This window comes from Chitinophaga sancti, assembly GCF_034424315.1.
Classification (GTDB): domain Bacteria; phylum Bacteroidota; class Bacteroidia; order Chitinophagales; family Chitinophagaceae; genus Chitinophaga; species Chitinophaga sancti.
In genome coordinates this window covers 3131564-3151211 of the sequence record NZ_CP139972.1, presented here as the reverse complement: position 1 = coordinate 3151211, position 19648 = coordinate 3131564, and the positions used below count along the sequence as shown (strand labels likewise).

General features: G+C 44.8%; 14 protein-coding genes. 11 read left to right on the top strand and 3 right to left on the bottom strand.

What is annotated here, in order from left to right; translation table 11 throughout:
* Positions 1 to 196 precede the first annotated feature (196 nt).
* Genes U0033_RS11925 through nirK form a run of 3 tightly spaced genes read right to left on the bottom strand, consistent with a single transcriptional unit; the run spans position 197 to position 3014 of the window.
* Entirely contained in the window at positions 197 to 751 is a 555-nt protein-coding gene (locus U0033_RS11925) for an SCO family protein (protein WP_072361371.1), read from the bottom strand.
* A gap of 2 nt (positions 752 to 753) precedes the next feature.
* Entirely contained in the window at positions 754 to 1575 is an 822-nt protein-coding gene (locus U0033_RS11920) for a formylglycine-generating enzyme family protein (protein WP_218164030.1), read from the bottom strand.
* The gene (gene nirK, locus U0033_RS11915; RefSeq protein ID WP_072361374.1) at positions 1575 to 3014 is read right to left on the bottom strand and encodes a copper-containing nitrite reductase; all 1440 of its coding nucleotides are present in this window, start codon (positions 3012 to 3014) and stop codon (positions 1575 to 1577) included. Before nirK ends, U0033_RS11920 begins: the two co-directional genes overlap by 1 nt.
* A gap of 296 nt (positions 3015 to 3310) precedes the next feature.
* Between nirK and U0033_RS11910 the strand changes: the two genes are divergently transcribed.
* The 11 genes from U0033_RS11910 (at position 3311) to U0033_RS11860 (ending at position 19642) form a co-directional block, all read left to right on the top strand.
* Positions 3311 to 4318 (top strand): LacI family DNA-binding transcriptional regulator, encoded by a 1008-nt coding sequence (locus U0033_RS11910; protein WP_072361377.1) that lies wholly within the window; start codon positions 3311 to 3313, stop codon positions 4316 to 4318.
* A gap of 333 nt (positions 4319 to 4651) precedes the next feature.
* Positions 4652 to 7609, top strand: a complete 2958-nt coding sequence (locus U0033_RS11905; protein ID WP_072361380.1) for a SusC/RagA family TonB-linked outer membrane protein — start codon at positions 4652 to 4654, stop codon at positions 7607 to 7609.
* Between the two features lie 18 nt (positions 7610 to 7627).
* Positions 7628 to 9220: a RagB/SusD family nutrient uptake outer membrane protein gene (locus tag U0033_RS11900; protein ID WP_072361383.1), complete on the top strand. Its 1593-nt coding sequence runs from the start codon at positions 7628 to 7630 to the stop codon at positions 9218 to 9220.
* A gap of 16 nt (positions 9221 to 9236) precedes the next feature.
* Positions 9237 to 10268, top strand: a complete 1032-nt coding sequence (locus U0033_RS11895) for a SusE domain-containing protein (RefSeq protein WP_072361386.1) — start codon at positions 9237 to 9239, stop codon at positions 10266 to 10268.
* A 12-nt stretch (positions 10269 to 10280) separates the two neighbouring features.
* Positions 10281 to 12128: a glycoside hydrolase family 13 protein gene (locus U0033_RS11890; RefSeq protein ID WP_072361389.1), complete on the top strand. Its 1848-nt coding sequence runs from the start codon at positions 10281 to 10283 to the stop codon at positions 12126 to 12128.
* 22 nt (positions 12129 to 12150) lie between these two features.
* Complete coding sequence (gene pgmB, locus U0033_RS11885) at positions 12151 to 12801, top strand: beta-phosphoglucomutase (RefSeq protein ID WP_072361392.1); 651 nt, start codon at positions 12151 to 12153, stop codon at positions 12799 to 12801.
* A gap of 2 nt (positions 12802 to 12803) precedes the next feature.
* On the top strand, positions 12804 to 15107 hold the full coding sequence (locus U0033_RS11880; protein WP_072361395.1) for a glycoside hydrolase family 65 protein: 2304 nt from the start codon (positions 12804 to 12806) through the stop codon (positions 15105 to 15107).
* A 136-nt stretch (positions 15108 to 15243) separates the two neighbouring features.
* Positions 15244 to 16578: an MFS transporter gene (locus U0033_RS11875; RefSeq protein WP_072361398.1), complete on the top strand. Its 1335-nt coding sequence runs from the start codon at positions 15244 to 15246 to the stop codon at positions 16576 to 16578.
* Between the two features lie 203 nt (positions 16579 to 16781).
* Complete coding sequence (locus tag U0033_RS11870; RefSeq protein WP_072361401.1) at positions 16782 to 17870, top strand: Gfo/Idh/MocA family protein; 1089 nt, start codon at positions 16782 to 16784, stop codon at positions 17868 to 17870.
* Between the two features lie 25 nt (positions 17871 to 17895).
* Complete coding sequence (locus tag U0033_RS11865) at positions 17896 to 18480, top strand: phage tail protein (RefSeq protein ID WP_177318603.1); 585 nt, start codon at positions 17896 to 17898, stop codon at positions 18478 to 18480.
* Position 18481: 1 nt separating this feature from the next.
* Positions 18482 to 19642, top strand: a complete 1161-nt coding sequence (locus tag U0033_RS11860; RefSeq protein WP_072361406.1) for an ABC transporter substrate-binding protein — start codon at positions 18482 to 18484, stop codon at positions 19640 to 19642.
* The last annotated feature ends 6 nt before the right edge of the window (positions 19643 to 19648 follow it).

Here is a 19648-nt window from a genome sequence, read left to right as displayed (position 1 = left end):
TAACAATAATTAATTGTCCCTTAATAATTCGCTATATAGAGGCTCAATTTACAAATAAATATAAATTAAAAGACTAATATCCTTAATAAAAAGAAGGAGGTTATATCAAAAGTAATATGAAGGCATTGAGAAAAATCCTGCCATCAGCTACCCGAATTACATCCGGGTAATTTTACTTGTGATACAACCTCTTCGGTTAATGGTTGGCTGCCTGTAAGATCGCAGCAATTGTCTCCTTGTTATTGACACCCAGGCCTTCCTGTTGATGTAACAGGTCACCTCCGGAGCTGAAGACGCTGATAATATTTGAATGAGAGAAATCCATCGGAGAAATCTCTTTGTATTTAACTGACAACACATTAGCGAATTCACGAACTGTTTCCGGGTTGCCCTGCAGAAAGGTCCATTCATCGCCATCCATCTCTTTTGAAATTGCAAATGCTTTTAGCCTTTGAGGCGTATCGGTTTCAGGATCGATGCTTACGAGTACATATTGTACTTTATCGTTGCTGCCCACCTTTTTGCGAATGTCCTGCATATCAGCAACTAAGCGGGGGCAGGCCACCTTGCAGGATGTATAGATCATGACCATCACCAGCACTTTTCCTTTCAGGTCTTTTAGCTGAATGGATTTCCCTTCTTCTGTATGCCAGGTGGAAGTCAGATTAAAGATCGATTTATCTGAGATTTTAGTTTGAGGTTGCTTACATGCCATGCAAAATGCAAACAGTAAGCAGATCATCCTTTTCATAATTACAGGTTTTTAACAGCTCTGAATCCCTGATTCTGTACGCAGTAATTCGCTTTCAGGCTTCCACGAAAAGCATATCGCATAAAGGCAGCATAGTTCATCAGGTCGGTGGCGCCCACGGAGCCACTACCACAGAATTTCGCTGCATCGTTTGACACATCTTTCCTGGACTCGCCTGATAACATCACTTCATTAAAATCAGCAGTCCATTCCCACACCAGTCCATGCAGGTCTGCTATTCCCCATACATTTTCAGGTGTCTGATGCACACGGTTACCGGCAGTATTGGGTTTTTCGTACCAGCTAAGAATGTCTTTATTATAAGTTGTTTTGTTTCGTGCATCGGCTGATGTTTTATCGGCCATGGCGGCGTATTCCCACTGGTCTACAGTGGGCAGTGATTTGCCTGCGGCATCGCAGTAGGCTTTGGCGGCAAACCAGGAGATGTTTGTAACGGGTGCTTCAGGATCCATAGCGGGGGAAAGTGTGGTATCGTTTGCCCAGTTCACCAGGTAATTTGCTTCTGCATAGATGTGTTTTACCTGTGAGCGCCGCCATTGCGGATTATGTTTCACAAATTCCAGGAAACGGCGATTGGTAACGGGAACCACGTCCATCATGAATCCCCGTACCAATATCGTCGTATCTTTTTTACCAAAGAAAGGTGTATAAACGCCGCTTTTCACTTCCGCCATCTTTACGGTATCAGCTACAGGAGCCAGTGCTATCTGAGCGAGAGGCGTCGTTCCTTCTTCCTGTGCCGGAACGCGGGTGCAGGATACGGCGAAGCAGATGCCGGTAGTAAAAAGGAGGATCGTTTTCATTATTTACCTCTTTGAGCAGCTACCATTGCTGGTTTAATTTCCTGTTTCTTATTGCCCCAGCTGGAGTAAACGAAGGTCAGCACATTGGCAATTTCTTCATCACTCAGCACCTGGGCGGGCATTACGCCATTGAATTTCGCACCATTCACTACGACTTCACCAGTCTTGCCATGCAGCACAACACCAATTGCCCTGTTTACATCGGCATTCAGGAAATCAGATTTTGCGAGTGGAGGGAAAGCGTTTGGAATACCCTGACCATTTTCCTGGTGGCAGGCCAGGCATGTTTTAGCAAAGACAGATTTACCCAGGGCTACTCTCTCGTCGTAAGAGGCTGCTTTGGGAGCATCAGGTGCTTTTTCACCGGGCATATTCTGAATTGTACTGCCTTCAGGTTGATAGATACCTTCTGTTTGTTTGCCGGAATAGATTTGTTTATTCTCATCGCCGGTAACAGTGAGCATACCCAGGGAACCTTTGTTGAAGGTACGTGTAATGGAGTGGTCTACGATTACGAAGGTACCGGGTACTTCGCACTTGAAGTCTACGATAGATGCGCCACCGGCAGGAATTAAAGTGGTTTGTACGTTGTGATTAACGAGGTCACCACCTTCTACATTTACATGGTCGAAGATCTCGCCGATCACGTGGAAGGAAGACACCATGTTAGGTCCACCATTACCAACGAAGAGGCGTACGGTTTCACCAACTTTTGCCTTCAGTGAATGATCGCCGGTGAGGGAACCTACACGGCCGTTGAAAACCACGTAGTCAGGGCGTTCGTCGATGGCTTTCTGCATATCGAAAGGTTGCAGACCGGGATCGCCGTTTTTACCTTTAGTATAGAAGTCGCCCTGCATGATATAATATTCTTTATCAACGGGAGGTAGGCCTCCTTCAGGTTCTACGAGGATCAGGCCATACATACCATTGGCAATGTGCATGGCAACGGGAGCTGTCGCACAATGGTATACGAAAAGGCCAGGGTTCAGTACCTTGAAAGAGAAGGTCACTTCATGGCCGGGGGCTACGAAGGAGGAGGCTGCACCGCCACCAGTACCGGTTACGGCATGGAGGTCGATGTTGTGTGGCAGTTTATTGTTAGGGTGGTTTTTCAGGTGAAATTCCACTTCGTCGCCCACACGGGTACGGATAAAGCTACCGGGCACGGTGCCGTTGAAAGTCCAGTAAAGGTATTTTACACCATCGGCCATAGTACCTTCTTTCTCTACAATTTCCATGTTCACAATGAGTTTGGTCGCTTCCCTGTTGCCAACGGGTTTAGGAACCAGTGGGGGAGAGGTGAGTTCAGCGATGCTTTCACCAACGACTTTTATATCCGTGGAAGGTGTTTTAGTTTGTTCAGGTGTGGAGCTGGAACAGGCGTTCAGCAGGCATGCACTGAGGATTGCAATGATTAGAGATTTGAGTCTTGTCATGGTATAAGTGTTTGAGCTTCTTATCGGGTTGTATAATAAAAGACGTTTTTGTCTTTTATTGATCGATTCAAATGTATGTTGTGGAAATGGGGTGGGCAAACACATTGGTTAGGTGGGGGGATGATTGTGGTCAGTAGGAGCGACGGGAAGAAATTAATCTGGATTTCCCTCATTCGGGTTTTATCCCTCATATTATGCTGCGGCATCATCTTTACCTGGGTGCATAATAATTAAGCGTTTTTCGAATTCCACTATTTTCTCTACCTTGCTGCCCTTGGGTTCAAAAACCACCGTTTATGGAGCGTGTTGATATAAAACGATTAGCAGAAAAGCTCAACCTATCCACGTCTACTGTTTCAAGGGCATTTAGAGGTAACAGCGATATTAATCCGGAAACTAAGGCAAGAATTCTGGCTGCGGCCAAGGAATTCAACTACCAGCCAAACCACCATGCCAGTAACTTGCGGGATAAGCGAAGCAATACGATTGCCATCATTGTACCGGAAATTGCCAATAACTTCTTCTCCCAGGCCATCCATGGCATAGAACGTGTAGCAAGGGAAAAAGATTATTATACATTGATCTACCTTACCGATGATGACTACGATAAAGAAGTAATGTTCGTCGAAAAGCTGTACAATGGCCGTGTAGATGGTATCATTATGTCTGCCTCAGGAGAGGCCAATGACCATCGTTACCTGAAGACGACGGGCAACAAACAGATTCCCCTTGTATTTTTCGATAGGGTGTACGATGATATAGACGTACCTAAAGTGACTACGGATGACTATGCGAGTGCTTTCTCCGCTACCCGTCACCTGATAGAAGCTGGTTGCCGGAAGGTCGCCTTCCTGGTAATTAATAAAAGTATGTCCATCGGTAATATCCGTATGCAGGGTTACAAAGATGCCCTGCAGGATGCAGGTATCCCTTTCCAGGAGCAGCTGGTGGTGGATTGCAGCAATGATTATGACAAGAACTATCATATCCTGACAGATTTCCTGGTAAATGAACGTCCTGACGGGCTATTCACTGCTGTAGAGCGTTTGGCTATTTCAAGTTATTACGTTTGCCACGACCTGGGTATCAATATTCCAGGGGATGTGAAAGTGGTCAGTTTTTCCAGCCTGGAAATTGCCTCTCTACTCAATCCTGCGCTATCCACAATTACCCAACCGGCCTACGATCTGGGCACACATGCTGCAGAAATGTTGTTCAAAGTACTGGAGGGAATCCCTCCTCAGAACAATCATATCATATTGGGTTCCAAGCTCATTCCACGTCTTTCATCTGCAAAAATGTAAGCAAAAGAAAAAAAATGAAACAAAATGTTAGGAAAAACAAAAAAATACATAATTTAGCGGCATAAATCATTTTTATTCCACGTTCCGGGAACGTTCCCGGAAATGTTCAACACTGACACATTATGTTTTCAACTTAGAACTTACGGACAGAAAAAGGGGGACTGGGACCTGCTATTGGACAAACAACAACATTTATCCCTTCCCATTTACAACAATGAAATAAAGCCTGAATTCTCTTAAGGAATTCTACAGCTATTTTCTTGTCTTTTCATTAAACGCGCTGCGTAGGCAGTAGCGTAACAGTAATTCCTTGTCTTTAAAATGAAACGTTAAATGAAACGAACACACTTTACCCGGTTAGCGCTGCTGTTGTGTTTTATCCTGATCACATTAGGCGTATACGCCCAGTCAGGAAGTATCAGCGGATCCGTTACGGACGACACAAACAGTCCGGTACCCGGAACCATCCTTTTCCTGAAAGGTAGCAGCAAGAATGCAGTTGCAGACAGTGTAGGTCATTACACTATCCATGGTATAAGTGCCGGTAATTATGTACTGGTAGCGAGAATGGCAGGCTTTGAAGCTGTAGAAAAAGCCATCACTGTTGGAAGCGGCAATGTAGATCTCAACATTCAACTGAAAACTGATACCAAAGGATTAAGCGAAGTAGTGGTGATCGGTTATGGTACGCAAAAGAAAAGCGACCTTACCGGATCTATCGCACTCGTAACTACGAAAGATTTTAACAAAGGCCCGGCCTCTTCTCCTGAACAACTTATCACTGGTAAAGTACCGGGTGTACTGATCACCTCCAATGGTGGTGCACCGGGTAGTGGTAGTACAATCCGTGTACGTGGTGGTGCATCTCTGAATGCCACCAACGATCCGCTGGTTGTAATTGATGGGGTACCTGTTGAAAATGGTAATGTGAGCGGTTCTTCCAATGCACTCGCAATGGTGAATCCGAATGATATCGAATCATTCTCCGTATTGAAAGATGCATCTGCAACCGCGATCTATGGTTCCCGTGCATCCAATGGTGTGGTGATCATTACTACCAAGAAAGGTCGTGCAGGCGATAAATTGAAACTGGCTTTCACCACTAACAATGCGGTGTCTAAAGCAACGAGTTTTTCTCCTGTATTATCCGCAGCAGAATTTACTGATATCGTAAAAGCACATGGTACTGACGGGCAAATTGCCATGCTGGGTACTGATAATACAGACTGGCAGAAACAAATTTACCAGTCAGCACTGAGCACAGACAATAACCTGAGCATCAGTGGTTCCTGGAAGAAATTGCCGTACCGTGTTTCTATCGGTAATCTTTACCAGGATGGGATCCTTAAAACTTCTAACCTGAAAAGAACTTCCGGTGCAGTAAATCTCTCTCCAAGTCTTTTCGACGACCACCTGAAAATAAACCTGAACCTGAAAGGATCTGTAGCAGACAATCGTTTTGCTGATCAGGGAGCGATCAATTCCGCTATGGCTTTTGATCCTACCAAACCAGTTTATTCCGGTAATGACAATTACGGTGGTTATTATGAGTGGATGCAAAATAATGCGCTGTTTGCCCTCGCTACAAGAAACCCGCTGGGTATGCTGAAACTGAAGAATGATGCATCTACTGTGAAGAGAAGTATCGGCAACTTACAGTTCGACTACAAGTTCCATTTCCTGCCAGAACTGCACGCGAATATGAACCTGGGTTATGATTATTCTAAAGGTACCGGCAACACGAATATTCCTGCTTATGCAGCATTGTCTTATTACAATGGTAAGGGTGGTTCTTTCCATCACTACGAACAGGAAAAGCAAGACAAACTCTTCGATTTCTACCTGAACTATAATAAATCATTAAAGGCGATTAAGAGCGCTATCAGCGCAACTGCCGGTTATTCTTACCAGGATTTCATCACCACCACACCAGCATTTGCAACACTGGATGGCTCCGGCGATACTACCACTGCGGCAGGTAACTATAGCAAATCACAGCATACACTGGTTTCCTTCTTCGGTCGTTTGAATTATACATTCAACGAGAAGTATATGCTGACAGCTACCCTGCGTCGTGATGGTACTTCCCGCTTCCAGAAACACTGGGGTAATTTCCCTTCTGTAGCACTGGCATGGAAAATTAAAGATGAGAATTTCCTGAAGAATTCAAAAGTACTGTCTGATCTGAAACTGAGACTGGGTTATGGTGTAACCGGTCAGGAAGATATAGGGCAGGATTATGCTGCTGTATCCCGTTATACATGGGGTGATGCGGCTTCTTCTTACCAACTGGGGAATGCTTATTATCACACATTGCGTGCAGCTGGTTATGACCAGAACATTAAGTGGGAACAGACTGCGACTTACAACATCGCAATGGATTACGGTTTCCTTAATAACAGGATCAACGGTAGCCTGGATTTCTACTACAAGAAAACCAGCGATCTGCTGGCAACCGTTACAGCGCCTGCAGGTACTAACCTGACGAATACATTGTTCACGAATGTAGGTAGCCTGGAAAACAGGGGGGTGGAATTCATTATCAATGCAACTCCTATTGCAACGAAAGACTTCACCTGGAATGCTGGTTTTAACATTACTTACAACCACAACAAGATCCTGTCTCTCTCCAAAGTGAAGAGTGATACAGCGGTAGGTTTCGCAACAGGCGGCATCGACGGTGGTACTGGTAATACGATCCAGATCAATTCAACTGGTTATGCAATCAATTCTTTCTACGTATACAAACAGATCTACGATAAGAATGGCAAACCTATTGAAGGTTTATATGAAGACAGAAACGGTGATGGTGCTATTACTGCGGCAGATAAATACCGTTACAAATCACCAAATCCAACCTTGTTCCTGAGCTTCAATTCAAACTTCAATTACAAACAGTGGACACTTGGTTTCAGCCTGCGTAGTAACATCGGTAACTACGTTTACAATAACCAGGCTTCCAACTTCGGTAACTACAAGTCTTTCCAGAATGCGGCTTTCCTGGCAAACATGTCTTCCAGTGTGTTGAAAACAAGTTTTGCCAACCCACAATACTGGTCTGACTACTATGTAGAGAATGGTTCATTTGTGCGGATGGATTACCTGAACCTGGCCTATGATTTTGGCCGTGTATGGCATCAGAAACTTGGTGTAAGAGTGAACGCCAACGTACAGAACGTATTCGTGATCACCAAATACAGTGGTCAGGATCCGGAAGTGTTCAGCGGTATAGATAATAGGTTCTATCCACGTCCACGTGTGTATTCCCTGGGCGTAAATCTTGATTTTTAATTCATAAACCGGAACGTTATGATCAGGAAATTAATATATAATACAATGCTTGCCGCTGTGATGATTGGAGGCCTGGCAGCTTGTACAAAAGACCTGGACCGAAATCCAATTACGGAAGAAACTACGGCCAGCGTATATACAAAATTCAGTAATTACAAAAGTATCCTGGCTAAGCTGTATGCAGGCCTGGCTACTACGGGGCAAACCGGGCCTACCGGTAGTGCCGATATCAGTGGAATTGACGAAGGTACTTCCAACTACATCCGTGCTTATTTCCAGATGCAGGAATTACCTACTGACGAAACTGTAATGGGATGGAATGATGGTACTGTTCAGAACTTCCATAAAATGAACTGGACGGCTGATGACAACTTCATCACCGCTATGTTTGCCCGTCTCTTCTACCAGATCTCCCAGTGTAATGAGTTTATCCGTCAGACCTCTGATGCTAAACTGGGCAGCAATGGTATCACTGGCGCCGATGCAGAAACGGCTAAGACCTTCAGAAATGAAGCAAGATTCCTGCGTGCACTCAGCTATTATCATGCGATGGATATGTTTGGAAATGTACCTTTTGCTACTGATAGCAACCAGGTATCCTACTACTATCCTAACCAGGTTACCCGTGCACAGTTGTTCACCTATATAGAATCAGAACTGAAAGCCCTGGAAAGCCTGCTGGCAGATCCGGGAACGAATGAATATGGTCGTGCAGATAAGGCTTGCGTTTGGATGCTCTTATCCAGGTTGTACCTGAATGCAGGAGTTTATACCGGTACAGACCGTTATACAGATGCGATCACCTATAGTTCCAAAGTGATCAATGCAGGGTTCTCACTGGTTCCTGATTATGCTAACCTGTTCAAGGCAGATAACAACACTACCGCTAAAAACGAGTTCCTGCTCAGCGCCAATTATGACGGTGCCAGAACACAGACTTATGGTGGTACTACTTACCTGGTTTGTGCATCATTAGGTGGTACAATGACGCCTGCCAATGCCGGTGTAAGCAGTGCATGGGCTGGTTTACGTACTACCAGTGCATTGGTGAAATTATTCCCTGATGTAACAGGTGCTACTGATAGCCGTGCAATGTTCTATACCAGCGGACAGAAACTTGAGATCAATGATCTGGGAACATTCACCGATGGTTATGCTGTAACCAAATGGAGTAACAAAACATCTACAGGTGGTAGCGGTTCAAGTGCTTCATTCGTAGATACAGACTTCCCACTGTTCCGCCTACCAGAGGCATATCTGACCTATGCAGAAGCTGTATTGAGAGGTGGTACCGGTGGTAATATTTCTGAAGCGGTGAACTTTGTAAACAAGGTTCGTGAAAGAGCCTATGGCGATGCCAGCGGCGATATTACCAGTGCTCAGCTCACCCTGCAATTCATCCTGGATGAAAGAGGCCGTGAATTCTACTGGGAAGGTCATCGCAGAACAGACCTGATCCGTTATGGCTTGTTCACCGGCGGTACTTATGTATGGCCATGGAAAGGCGGTGTAGCTGCTGGTGCAGCGGTAGGAGATTTCCGTACACTGTATCCGATCCCTGCTACAGAGCTGGTGGCTAATCCTAATCTCAAACAGAACAGTGGTTACTAATTAAAACTTTTCTATCATGAAGTTCCGTTTCAATTATATATACATCCTCAGCCTTAGTATGCTTGCCTTGTTTTCCTGTAAAAAGGAAGACAGCGATACACAGGTGAAGAGCGGCACTAAGCCTGCATTTAAAGCGACTGATTCCGTATTTGTATTTACGGAAGCAGATGCTTCCAAAGCGGCAGTTACTTATACCTGGACCGCGTCTGAGGATTGGGGCTACAAATCTATCGTGACTTATTATCTGCAGATAGATGAGAAAGGCAATGGGTTTAAGCATGCCACTGATGTGACCATCGGTACAGGTACCCTGACGAAAGCATATACAGTAGCAGGTTTGAACCAGGTCATCAATAACCTGGGCCTGGCAGCTGGTCGTGAACATAATCTTGTGATCCGTATAAAAGCTGCGGTGGATGCGGTAGGAGATGAAGTGTATTCAGATAGCATCTCCCTGACTGTTACTCCTTACTATGTTCCTAAGGTATATACCTACCTCTACTTACCTGGTGGTTATGAAGGCTGGTCATTTGATAATGCAGGCCTGGATAGTATCGCATCTGTTAAGAATGATGGCACCTACGAAGGCTATATGAATTTAACAGGTGCTGCCGAATTTAAGATCACGAAAGCCAAGAGCTGGGATCTGAACTACGGGGATGCAGGCAGTGGATCATTAGTAACCAATGGTGGTAACATCGCTGTTGCAGCTGCTGGTTATTATCGCCTCACAGCAGATCTGAACCAGCTTAAATATACTATGACCAAGACAACCTGGAGTATTTATGGTAGTGCGGTATCTGGTGGTTCAGATGCAGCAATGACTTATAATAACGGGGTATGGTCTGTTACAGCAACACTGGCCAAAGGTACCTTCTATTTCAGAGCTAATGATGCAGACGCGATTGCCCTGAGTGATGTCAGCAACAATGGTACACTGGCAGCTGGTACAACCGGTGCTATTACAGTAGATGCAGCAGGAACTTATATCATTACAATGAATTTAGGCAACCCGGGCAACTATACATATTCTCTCAAAGCTCAATAATAGAATAACAGCATGAAACAGATTCGGTGGATCACGGTGTTCCTCCTGATGGCAGGTACATCAATGGCACAAATTCCCAGCCTGGAGCGTATTGAACCTGCTAACTGGTGGGTGAAAATGCAACAGCCCTTTTTACAACTGATAGTACATGGTAATAAGATCGCAGAAAGAGACGTCAAACTGGAATATCCCGGGGTTACACTCCTGAAGGTGAATAAAGTGGAAAACCCGAACTACCTGTTTCTTGATCTTAATATTGATCCTTCTACTGCTCCGGGTACATTCCCGATCAAATTTCAAAAGAAAGGCAGCAAGGATCTGGTTTTTGCTTATGAACTGAGAGCCAGGAACACTGGCACAAAAGCTCAGGGCCTCACTGCGGGCGATCTGATATATCTTATTATGCCAGATCGCTTCGCAAACGGGGACTCTACCAATGATGTGGTCAAAGGTATGCAGGAAACAACCCTGAACAGAGATTCTATGTATTACCGCCATGGTGGTGATATACAAGGTATCATCAATCACCTTGGCTACGTACAGGATCTGGGTGTCACAGCTTTGTGGATGACACCTATGATCACTAACGATCAGCCTCAGGCATCTTACCACGGTTACGCTGCTACGGAACAATTCCGTACAGATCCCCGCTATGGTACCAATGAATTGTACAAAACACTGGCTGATAGTCTGCACAAACGCGGTATGAAATTAGTCATGGACCTGGTGCATAACCACATTGGCAGCCAGCACTGGATCATGAAAGACATGCCGATGAAAAGCTGGGTACACCAGTGGCCTGAGTTTACCCGCTCCAGTTTCAGGGCACAGCCTGACTTTGACCCTTATGCATCTCAATATGACAAGGATATCATGACCAATGGCTGGTTTGATAATCACATGCCGGACCTGGATCAGAGCAATCCTTTTGTATACAATTATTTTACACAAAGCCATATCTGGTGGATCGAGTATGCGGGTGTGGATGCATTCCGCCTGGATACTTATCCTTACAATGATGGCCAGTTTATGGCTACCTGGGGTAAGGCAATCAAAGATGCTTATCCAACATTCACCTTTTTCGGTGAAGTATGGGTAAAAGGTGTTGCGGACCAGGTATACTTTACACAGGGTAAAACAGTGAACCAGCATTTGAATACAGAATTACCGGGTTTGACAGATTTCAATTCACTCTGGGCCATCACTGGTGCCATGAATGATAAAGCTGCCTGGGATGATGGTGCGGTGAAGTTATATACTACACTGGCATCAGATTACCAGTACCAGGATCCGATGCGTAATGTCGTATTCCTGGATAACCATGACCTGAGCCGTTTCTACTCTGTAATAGGAGAGAACAAGGGTAAATACAAAGCTGCGCTGGCGTGGCTGCTGACTACCCGTGGTATTCCCCAGTTGTATTACGGCAATGAAATTGGTATGAAGAATTTCAGTGCACCTGATGGATTGGTACGTGAAGATTTCAAGGGTGGCTGGAAGAATGATAAGGTAAATAAGTTTACCGCAGCAGGCCGTAATGAAGAAGAAAATGAACTGCATGATTATGTGCAGAAGCTGGCGAACTACAGAAAGAACAATCCTGTGGTACAAACAGGTAAACTGATGCAATACATTCCTCAAAATAATGTATACACCTACTTTAGATACAATGCTGATAAGACAGTGATGATCATACTGAATCCAAACACTGATCCTGTCACTATTGATGTGAAAAGATTTAAAGAGAGAACCAACGGATTTTCTAACGCGCGCGATATAGTTACCGAAAAAACCTATAGCCTTTCAGATAGCCTGCAGGTACCGGCTACAACTACACTGGTACTGGAACTGGCTCGCTGAGAAACCAACTTAAACGGATGATATGGACAGAATAGACGCATGTATTTTTGACCTGGATGGGGTGATCGTAGACACAGCAAAATATCACTATAAAGCCTGGAAAAGGCTGGCTAATGAGCTGGGTTTCGACTTCACAGAGGAACAAAATGAATTACTCAAAGGCCTGAGTCGTACCCGCTCTCTGGAAATTATTCTTGAAATCGGCGGGGTCAGACTATCTGCAGAAGAGCAGGCCGTACAGGCAGCCCGTAAGAATGAATGGTATGTAGATATGATCCGTCATATGCAACCGGATGAAGTATTGCCGGGAGCAGGGGCGTTCCTGGAAAGTCTGCGGAAAGCCGGTATAAAAACGGCATTGGGTTCAGCGAGTAAGAATGCGGGAACTATTCTGGAAAGGGTTGGATTGGCTCCATTGTTTGATGTAGTGGTGGATGGTAATGCTGTGACGGCGAGCAAACCGGACCCTGAAGTGTTCCTGAAAGGGGCATCCGCATTGCAGGCAGATCCTGCATATTGTGTGGTGTTCGAAGATGCAGTGGCTGGCATACAGGCTGCAAGAGCAGGAGGCATGAAAGTAGTTGGAATAGGTGCAGCAGATGTATTAGGTGCTGCAGATATCATTGTCAGCGGACTTGGAGACATGAGCCTCCAGCGATTAAAAGAATTATAATCATGAAGCAGTATATAAAAGTCGATGAGTGGAATATCATCGAAGAGGGATTTGTACCGGGTTACAACAAAATCTCAGAAAGTATCTTCAGTTTGGGCAATGGCAGAATGGGGCAGCGTGGTAATTTTGAAGAGACGTATTCAGGTGAAACTTTGCAGGGTAGCTATGTGGCAGGGATTTATTATCCTGATAAGACGCGTGTGGGTTGGTGGAAGAATGGTTATCCTGAATATTTTGCCAAGGTATTGAATGCTGCGAACTGGATCGGACTGGAGATTCGCATTGAAGGGGAAGTACTGGATTTACATCATGCGACTGTGAGCGATTTCCGTCGTGTATTGAATATGAAAGAGGGTTACCTGGAGCGTACCTTTACAGCTACATTAGCTTCAGGCAAACAGCTTGCGGTTCGTGCTACCCGTTTTTGTAGTATTGTAGATGATGAGGCGGGAGCATTGCGTTATAGTATTACCCCGCTGAACTTTGATGGACAAATTGAAATTACTTCATTTATAGATGGTGGGATCAGAAACCAGGACTCTAACTACGATGAGGGATTCTGGGAGCTGGTAGCAGGAAGTACAAAGGGAAATAGTGCATACCTGACATTGCGTACCAGGAAGACTGGCTTTGATGTATGTACAGGCATGCAGTTCCATGTATATCAGGCGGGCAACCAATTGGCATCAGCCGTTACAGCGGTGGAAAAAGATAAGTTTGTAGGAGGTAAAGTGAGTGTGGCGGTGACGCGTAATCAGGAAACAGTGATTGTTAAATATGCCGCTAACCTGAGTTCAGAGAATCATTCACGTGCTGATTTGCTGGCTGAATGTCAGAAAGTAGTAGTTGCCGTTGCTGCAAAAGGTTTTGAGAAATTACAGGAAGAGCAGGCTGCTGCCTGGGCTGCCAAGTGGGAGGAGAGTGATATTATGATAACAGGAGATGCTGCCGCACAACAGGGGATCCGTTTCAATATCTTCCAGCTGAATCAGACTTATACGGGAGAAGATGCCCGTTTGAATATTGGCCCTAAAGGGTTTACCGGTGAGAAATATGGTGGATCTACTTATTGGGATACAGAAGCCTACTGCATACCTTTTTACCTGGCCACTGCTGAGCAGCAGGTAGCAAGAAACCTGTTGGTATATCGTTATAACCAGTTGGATAAAGCGATAGAAAATGCTGGTAAATTAGGGTTTAATAAAGGTGCTGCCTTGTATCCGATGGTGACCATGAACGGTGAAGAATGTCACAATGAGTGGGAGATCACTTTTGAAGAAATTCACAGGAATGCGGCGATAGCTTTTGCAATCTACAATTACATCCGTTATACAGGAGATACAGCCTACCTGGCTGAATATGGCCTGGAAGTATTAATTGGTATTGCGCGCTTCTGGGCACAAAGAGTGAACTGGAGTGAGGCCCGCCAGCAATATGTGATGCTGGGGGTAACGGGGCCTAATGAGTACGAGAACAATGTCAACAACAACTGGTATACCAGTACCATGGCAACCTGGTGTTTGCAATACACCATTGAAGCGCTGGCACATTCAACAGATGCAATCATCAAAAAGACTGCGTTTGATGCTGGTACCGAAGTGGCACAATGGCAACATATTATAGATAACATGTACTATCCTGAAGATGCCGGGCGCGGTATCTTCCTGCAGCAGGATAATTACCTGGATAAGGAGCAGATCCTTGTAAAAGACCTGGATCCTGTACAAAGACCATTGAATCAGAAATGGAGCTGGGATAGAATTCTGAGGAGTTGCTTTATCAAACAGGCCGATGTATTGCAAGGATTTTATTTCCTGGAAGACAGGTTTGATATGGATACCCTGCGGAGGAACTTTGATTTTTATGAGCCACGTACGGTGCATGAAAGCTCATTGTCACCTTGTATCCATGCGATCCTGGCCGCCAAACTGGGAGATGGTGAGAGAGCCTATGAGTTTTACCTGCGCACATCACGTCTGGACCTGGATGATTATAACAATGATACGGAAGATGGTCTGCACATTACATCAATGGCGGGAACCTGGATGAGTGTGGTAGAAGGATTTGCAGGTATGCGTGTGCGTGATGGCCAATTGCGGTTTACACCTTTCCTGCCGGAAAGCTGGCAATCCTTTGCATTCAGTATTCGTTTCAGAAAGAATATATTGAAAGTTGAGATTGACAAGCATCGCGTTGTTATAGAGAATAAGGAAGGAGGAGATATAACAGTAAATGTATTTGACGACACATTCACTGTAAAAGCGGGTGCTGTTGTACAGGTAAATAACAGGAACTTAGTGAGTTAAAATAATGAGGGGCTTGTATCAAGAGTAAAAATTCCCGGATTTATTTCGGATATCTGGCGGAGCGTCTTTTGTTTAGTAAATTCTCGATGCCTTCAGATTATCTTTGATACAAGCTCTTTACATAAAAAGGAATTCCATGAAAGGCATGACAAAGCCACGCTTATCTGCGGCAAGGATCTGGAACATGAGCATGGGGTTTTTCGGAATACAGTTTGGTTTTGCATTACAAAATGGAAATGCATCCCGTATCCTGCAAACCTATGGCGCAGAGGTAGAACATTTATCCCTCTTCTGGTTGGCCGCACCGGTGACCGGAATGATTGTACAGCCCATCATAGGGCATTACAGTGATCGTACCTGGAACAGGTTAGGGCGCCGCCGTCCTTACTTCCTGGTGGGTGCATTACTGACAGCGATGGCATTGATCCTCCTGCCAAATTCTTCGATGCTGGCATATATACTGCCACCAATGCTGATAGGAGCGGGGATGCTCACACTGATGGATGCAAGTATCAATGTGGCGATGGAACCTTTTCGTGCGCTCGTATCCGATAACTTACCGGATGAGCAGCGGAGTATGGGCTTTTCCGTGCAAACCTTTTTAATTGGTGCGGGAGCTGTATTGGGTTCATCATTACCTTATTTGCTGGCGGAGTATTTTAATGTATCTAAGGTAGCTGCACCTGGTGTGGTACCCAATAATGTGATTTACTCTTTTTACATCGGTGCAGTAGTATTGATAGCAACGATACTCTGGTCCATTTTCACGAGTAAGGAATATAGTCCGGAGGAATTTGCACAGTTTAATCCTGTTTCAGAGGAAGTGCCGGCATCATCCGGCCTGGGAACTATTGTGAAAGATTTTGCAGCCATGCCCTCTGCCATGCGGCAGTTAGGCCTGGTTCAGTTCTGCAGCTGGTTTGCCCTGTTCTCTATGTGGGTGTTTACCACCCCTGCTGTAGCGCAGCATATTTATAAGGTAATGCCGGGAGATACTTCCTCATCAAGCTATGCAGATGCGGGGAATAAGGTAGGTTTCCTGTTCAGTATTTATAGCGCGGTATCTGCGGTATATTCACTGATCCTGCCTGCCATCGCACGTAAAACAAACCGCCGGATCACGCATGCTTTCTCCCTGGTAGCAGGAGGAATATCACTGATTTCTATCTTTTTTATACAATCTCCCGACTTGCTGGTACTGCCTATGATCGGTATTGGTTTTGCCTGGGGAAGCATTTTATCAACTCCTTATGCTATCCTGTCTGGTGTTATACCAGCCCATAAAACGGGGGTATACATGGGTATCTTTAATTTCTTTATCACATTCCCACAGATTGTGAATGGCTTGTTCGGTGGTCTCATCGTTCGGTATTGTTTCCACGATCAGCCTATTTATGCGTTGGTAATGGGAGGGGTGTTTATGATAATAGCAGCGGTAGCGGTGTTGAATGTGAAAGAGCAGAGAGCCTAACAATATAATCTACAATTTGACCGGGATTTGCGTAAGCGGATCCCGGTTTTTTTATTGCCCTCAAAAAAAAATATTTTAATATTTGAATTAATTCTATATAAATTTGCGGACCATTCCTAAAATAATAAATCGATTTTTTAGCCTCAATCCTGGAAAGACCAATTAAGTAAACGATTTGAATAATTATCCCTATTAATTGTCGAATGTACAATCAAAAAAGGAGAGAATTTTTCAGAAACGTCGCATTTCTTGTGCCCGCACTTGCTGTGATGCCGTCGTCTCTGTTCTCTAAAAATGTTCGTAATGTTCTGCGCACCGGAGTAATTGGCACCGGAATCTGGGGCCGTGAATACCTGTCTGCAGCACTTACCCTGAAAGATCTGACTATCACTGCAATATGTGACTCAGACAAAGCTTCTTTACAAGAAGGCCTACAATTGTTTAAAGGATCTGATCGTCCCCATGTATTTGATTCCTGGCAGCAAATGCTGGAAAGTGACGTGGTGGATGTTGTGATCATTGCTACTCCTGCACATACCCATTATGCCATTGCCAAGGCAGCGATGCTGGCTGGTAAGCATGTGGCTTGTGGTCCTGTAATGGGCGAAACGCTGGAAGAGCACCGGGATATTGTAAAGATCAGCCAACAAACTGGCCGTCATTACTTTACCCTGGATGAGCAAAGCTATCGATGGGATCTGCAGGCGGTTTCGCGGATGGATTTTGGGGAATTGCATACTATCTATGCAGGTGCTCCTTATGATGTATTGCCACCCCAGGTAGATACATACCCATTGTATCCATCATTGTTTTTACAGCGTTTGTTAGGCGATGACAATCAGATAGAAACGATTGCAGCTACTACAAAAGAAGTGAATTATGTGGTTCGTAAAGTAAGTCCTAAAACGGGTAATCATAAGCTCTTGTTGAACAAGGGTGTGATTCCGTTTATCTGCCTCACTACTACAAAGGGGCAACAGGTATATCTTCAGACAGAGAAAGGGTATACAACAGGCACCTATTTACAGGGAACTGCAAGCAGCTGGATAGATTATACAAGATTGATGAGGATAGGCGATAAGCATTGGGAGGAAGATCAAATCGAACAACCTGCGACTATGACCTCCCCGTTTGCAACGGCTTTAACTGAACTGTTGCTTACATTAAAATCTTCTGATCCCCGGCCATCTGTCAGGTCAGCAGCTACGAATAGCCTGATCGCCTTATTAGGTCGCCAGTCCGCTTCTCAGGGCGGAAGAGTGTATTCATTTTCTGACTGTCATCTTATTTAATTAACTACAATAACTATTTATTATTATGGATCCATTTATTGGAATGATCTGCGCATTTGGATTTAATTACGCCCCAACTGGCTGGTTTAGTTGTTATGGGTCTACTATGTCAATCGCCCAAAATACTGCATTATTTGCTCTCATCGGAACTACTTATGGTGGTAATGGTCAGTCAACTTTTGCGCTTCCTGATCTGCGGGGTAAAACGATGATCGGAATTGGTCAAAGTCCTGGATATTCTAATTATACCTGGGGCCAGGTAGGCGGCGTTGAATCAGTAACCCTTATTCAGAGCCAGATGCCAATGCATACGCACCTCATGACCCATAATTTATCAGTAGCTCCAAAAGTAAGTACACAGGCGGCCACCAGTAATGTACCAGGTGCAACCAAGGTACCTGCGGCATTACCAACGATTGGTGCTGGTGTAAATACCTTCACTGTAAATGCCTATGATACTAATTCAGATGCTACCCTGATGCCTTCGAATGCTGCTGGAACTATTACAGCCGGAATGGCCGGTGGTAGTCAGCCTTTCGATAATATGCAACCGTATTTAGCAGTCAACTATTGTATCGCATCAGTGGGTATTTGGCCAAGCCGTCCTTAGTATGAAGCAATTGAATATTGGTTTTTTAACACCATATAGTGGTATATATCCTTTTTATTCCGCACACCTGATCACTGGATGGATGCTGGGTATGGGGCTTGATCCTACCCGTCAGCGTGCGGTGCAGGTCATGCCGGAGTTCACCAATGCTGGTGGCCCTATTCCGACTACTGAAGCTGCGAAGAAACTGATGTTTTTCAATCAGTCAGATGTGTTGTCAGGTCTTATCAGTTATAAGTCTTTACCATCACTCATACCTGTAGTTGAAGCACAGCGCAGGTTGGGTTTCTTCTTTGATATGGGAGAGCTTATTCCTGATCCATCCAGGACCAGCGCGGATATCTTTTTTGCGTCTCATCAGATCTGGCAATCAGAATATGCCCTGGGTCGATGGGCGCAAAAGTGCTTTGGCAATGCAGGCCATTTGGTAATGCCGCTCTACGAGTCTGGCTATCATTTAGGCCTTGCATTTCAGCAGGGTGCATTGAAAGCGGGTGCACAGGAGCTGCGTGTAAGCGTATTACCCAATAACCCCGCAGATCCCGGAGCAATGGATCTCACTGAGTTCTTTGCTGAGATCGAACGCAATCCACCCCCTTATGTGCATGCAATTTTTGGAGGGAATATGGGGACACGTTTTTTGCATGCGTGGAAGGAAAGCCGCTTCCACAAGGTCATTCCTTTAACGGTAGTGGAGACAATGGCCTATGAGGATATACTGGAGGATGTAAAACACCTGGATATAGAAATATATAGTGCACTCACCTGGTTGAAAGAGGATGAGAGCAAGGCAAATAAATTGTTTGTAAAGACATTTGAGAGTAAAGCACAACAGCCTGCAAATATCTATGGCCTTATGGGGTATGAGGCAGGATTAGTGTGGAAAGAATTATTGCCCTATGCACAGCAGGGAGACTGGGAAAAAGTAAAAGCACAACTGCGTATAAATACTATCCGTGGGCCAAGAGGAGAGAAAGGCTTCCATCCTTCCAATGGATTAGGATTGCCTGTATCGAATATTATTAAGCTAAATACCACTACCCAAAAAATAAATAAAATCATTCTTGACCAGGGCGAAGGTGTTCGTCATGACGATGCCGGCTTCCAGATCATTCATCAGGAGAATGTGTCCGGTTGGCTGAATCCTTTTCTCTGTATTTAACAGGTT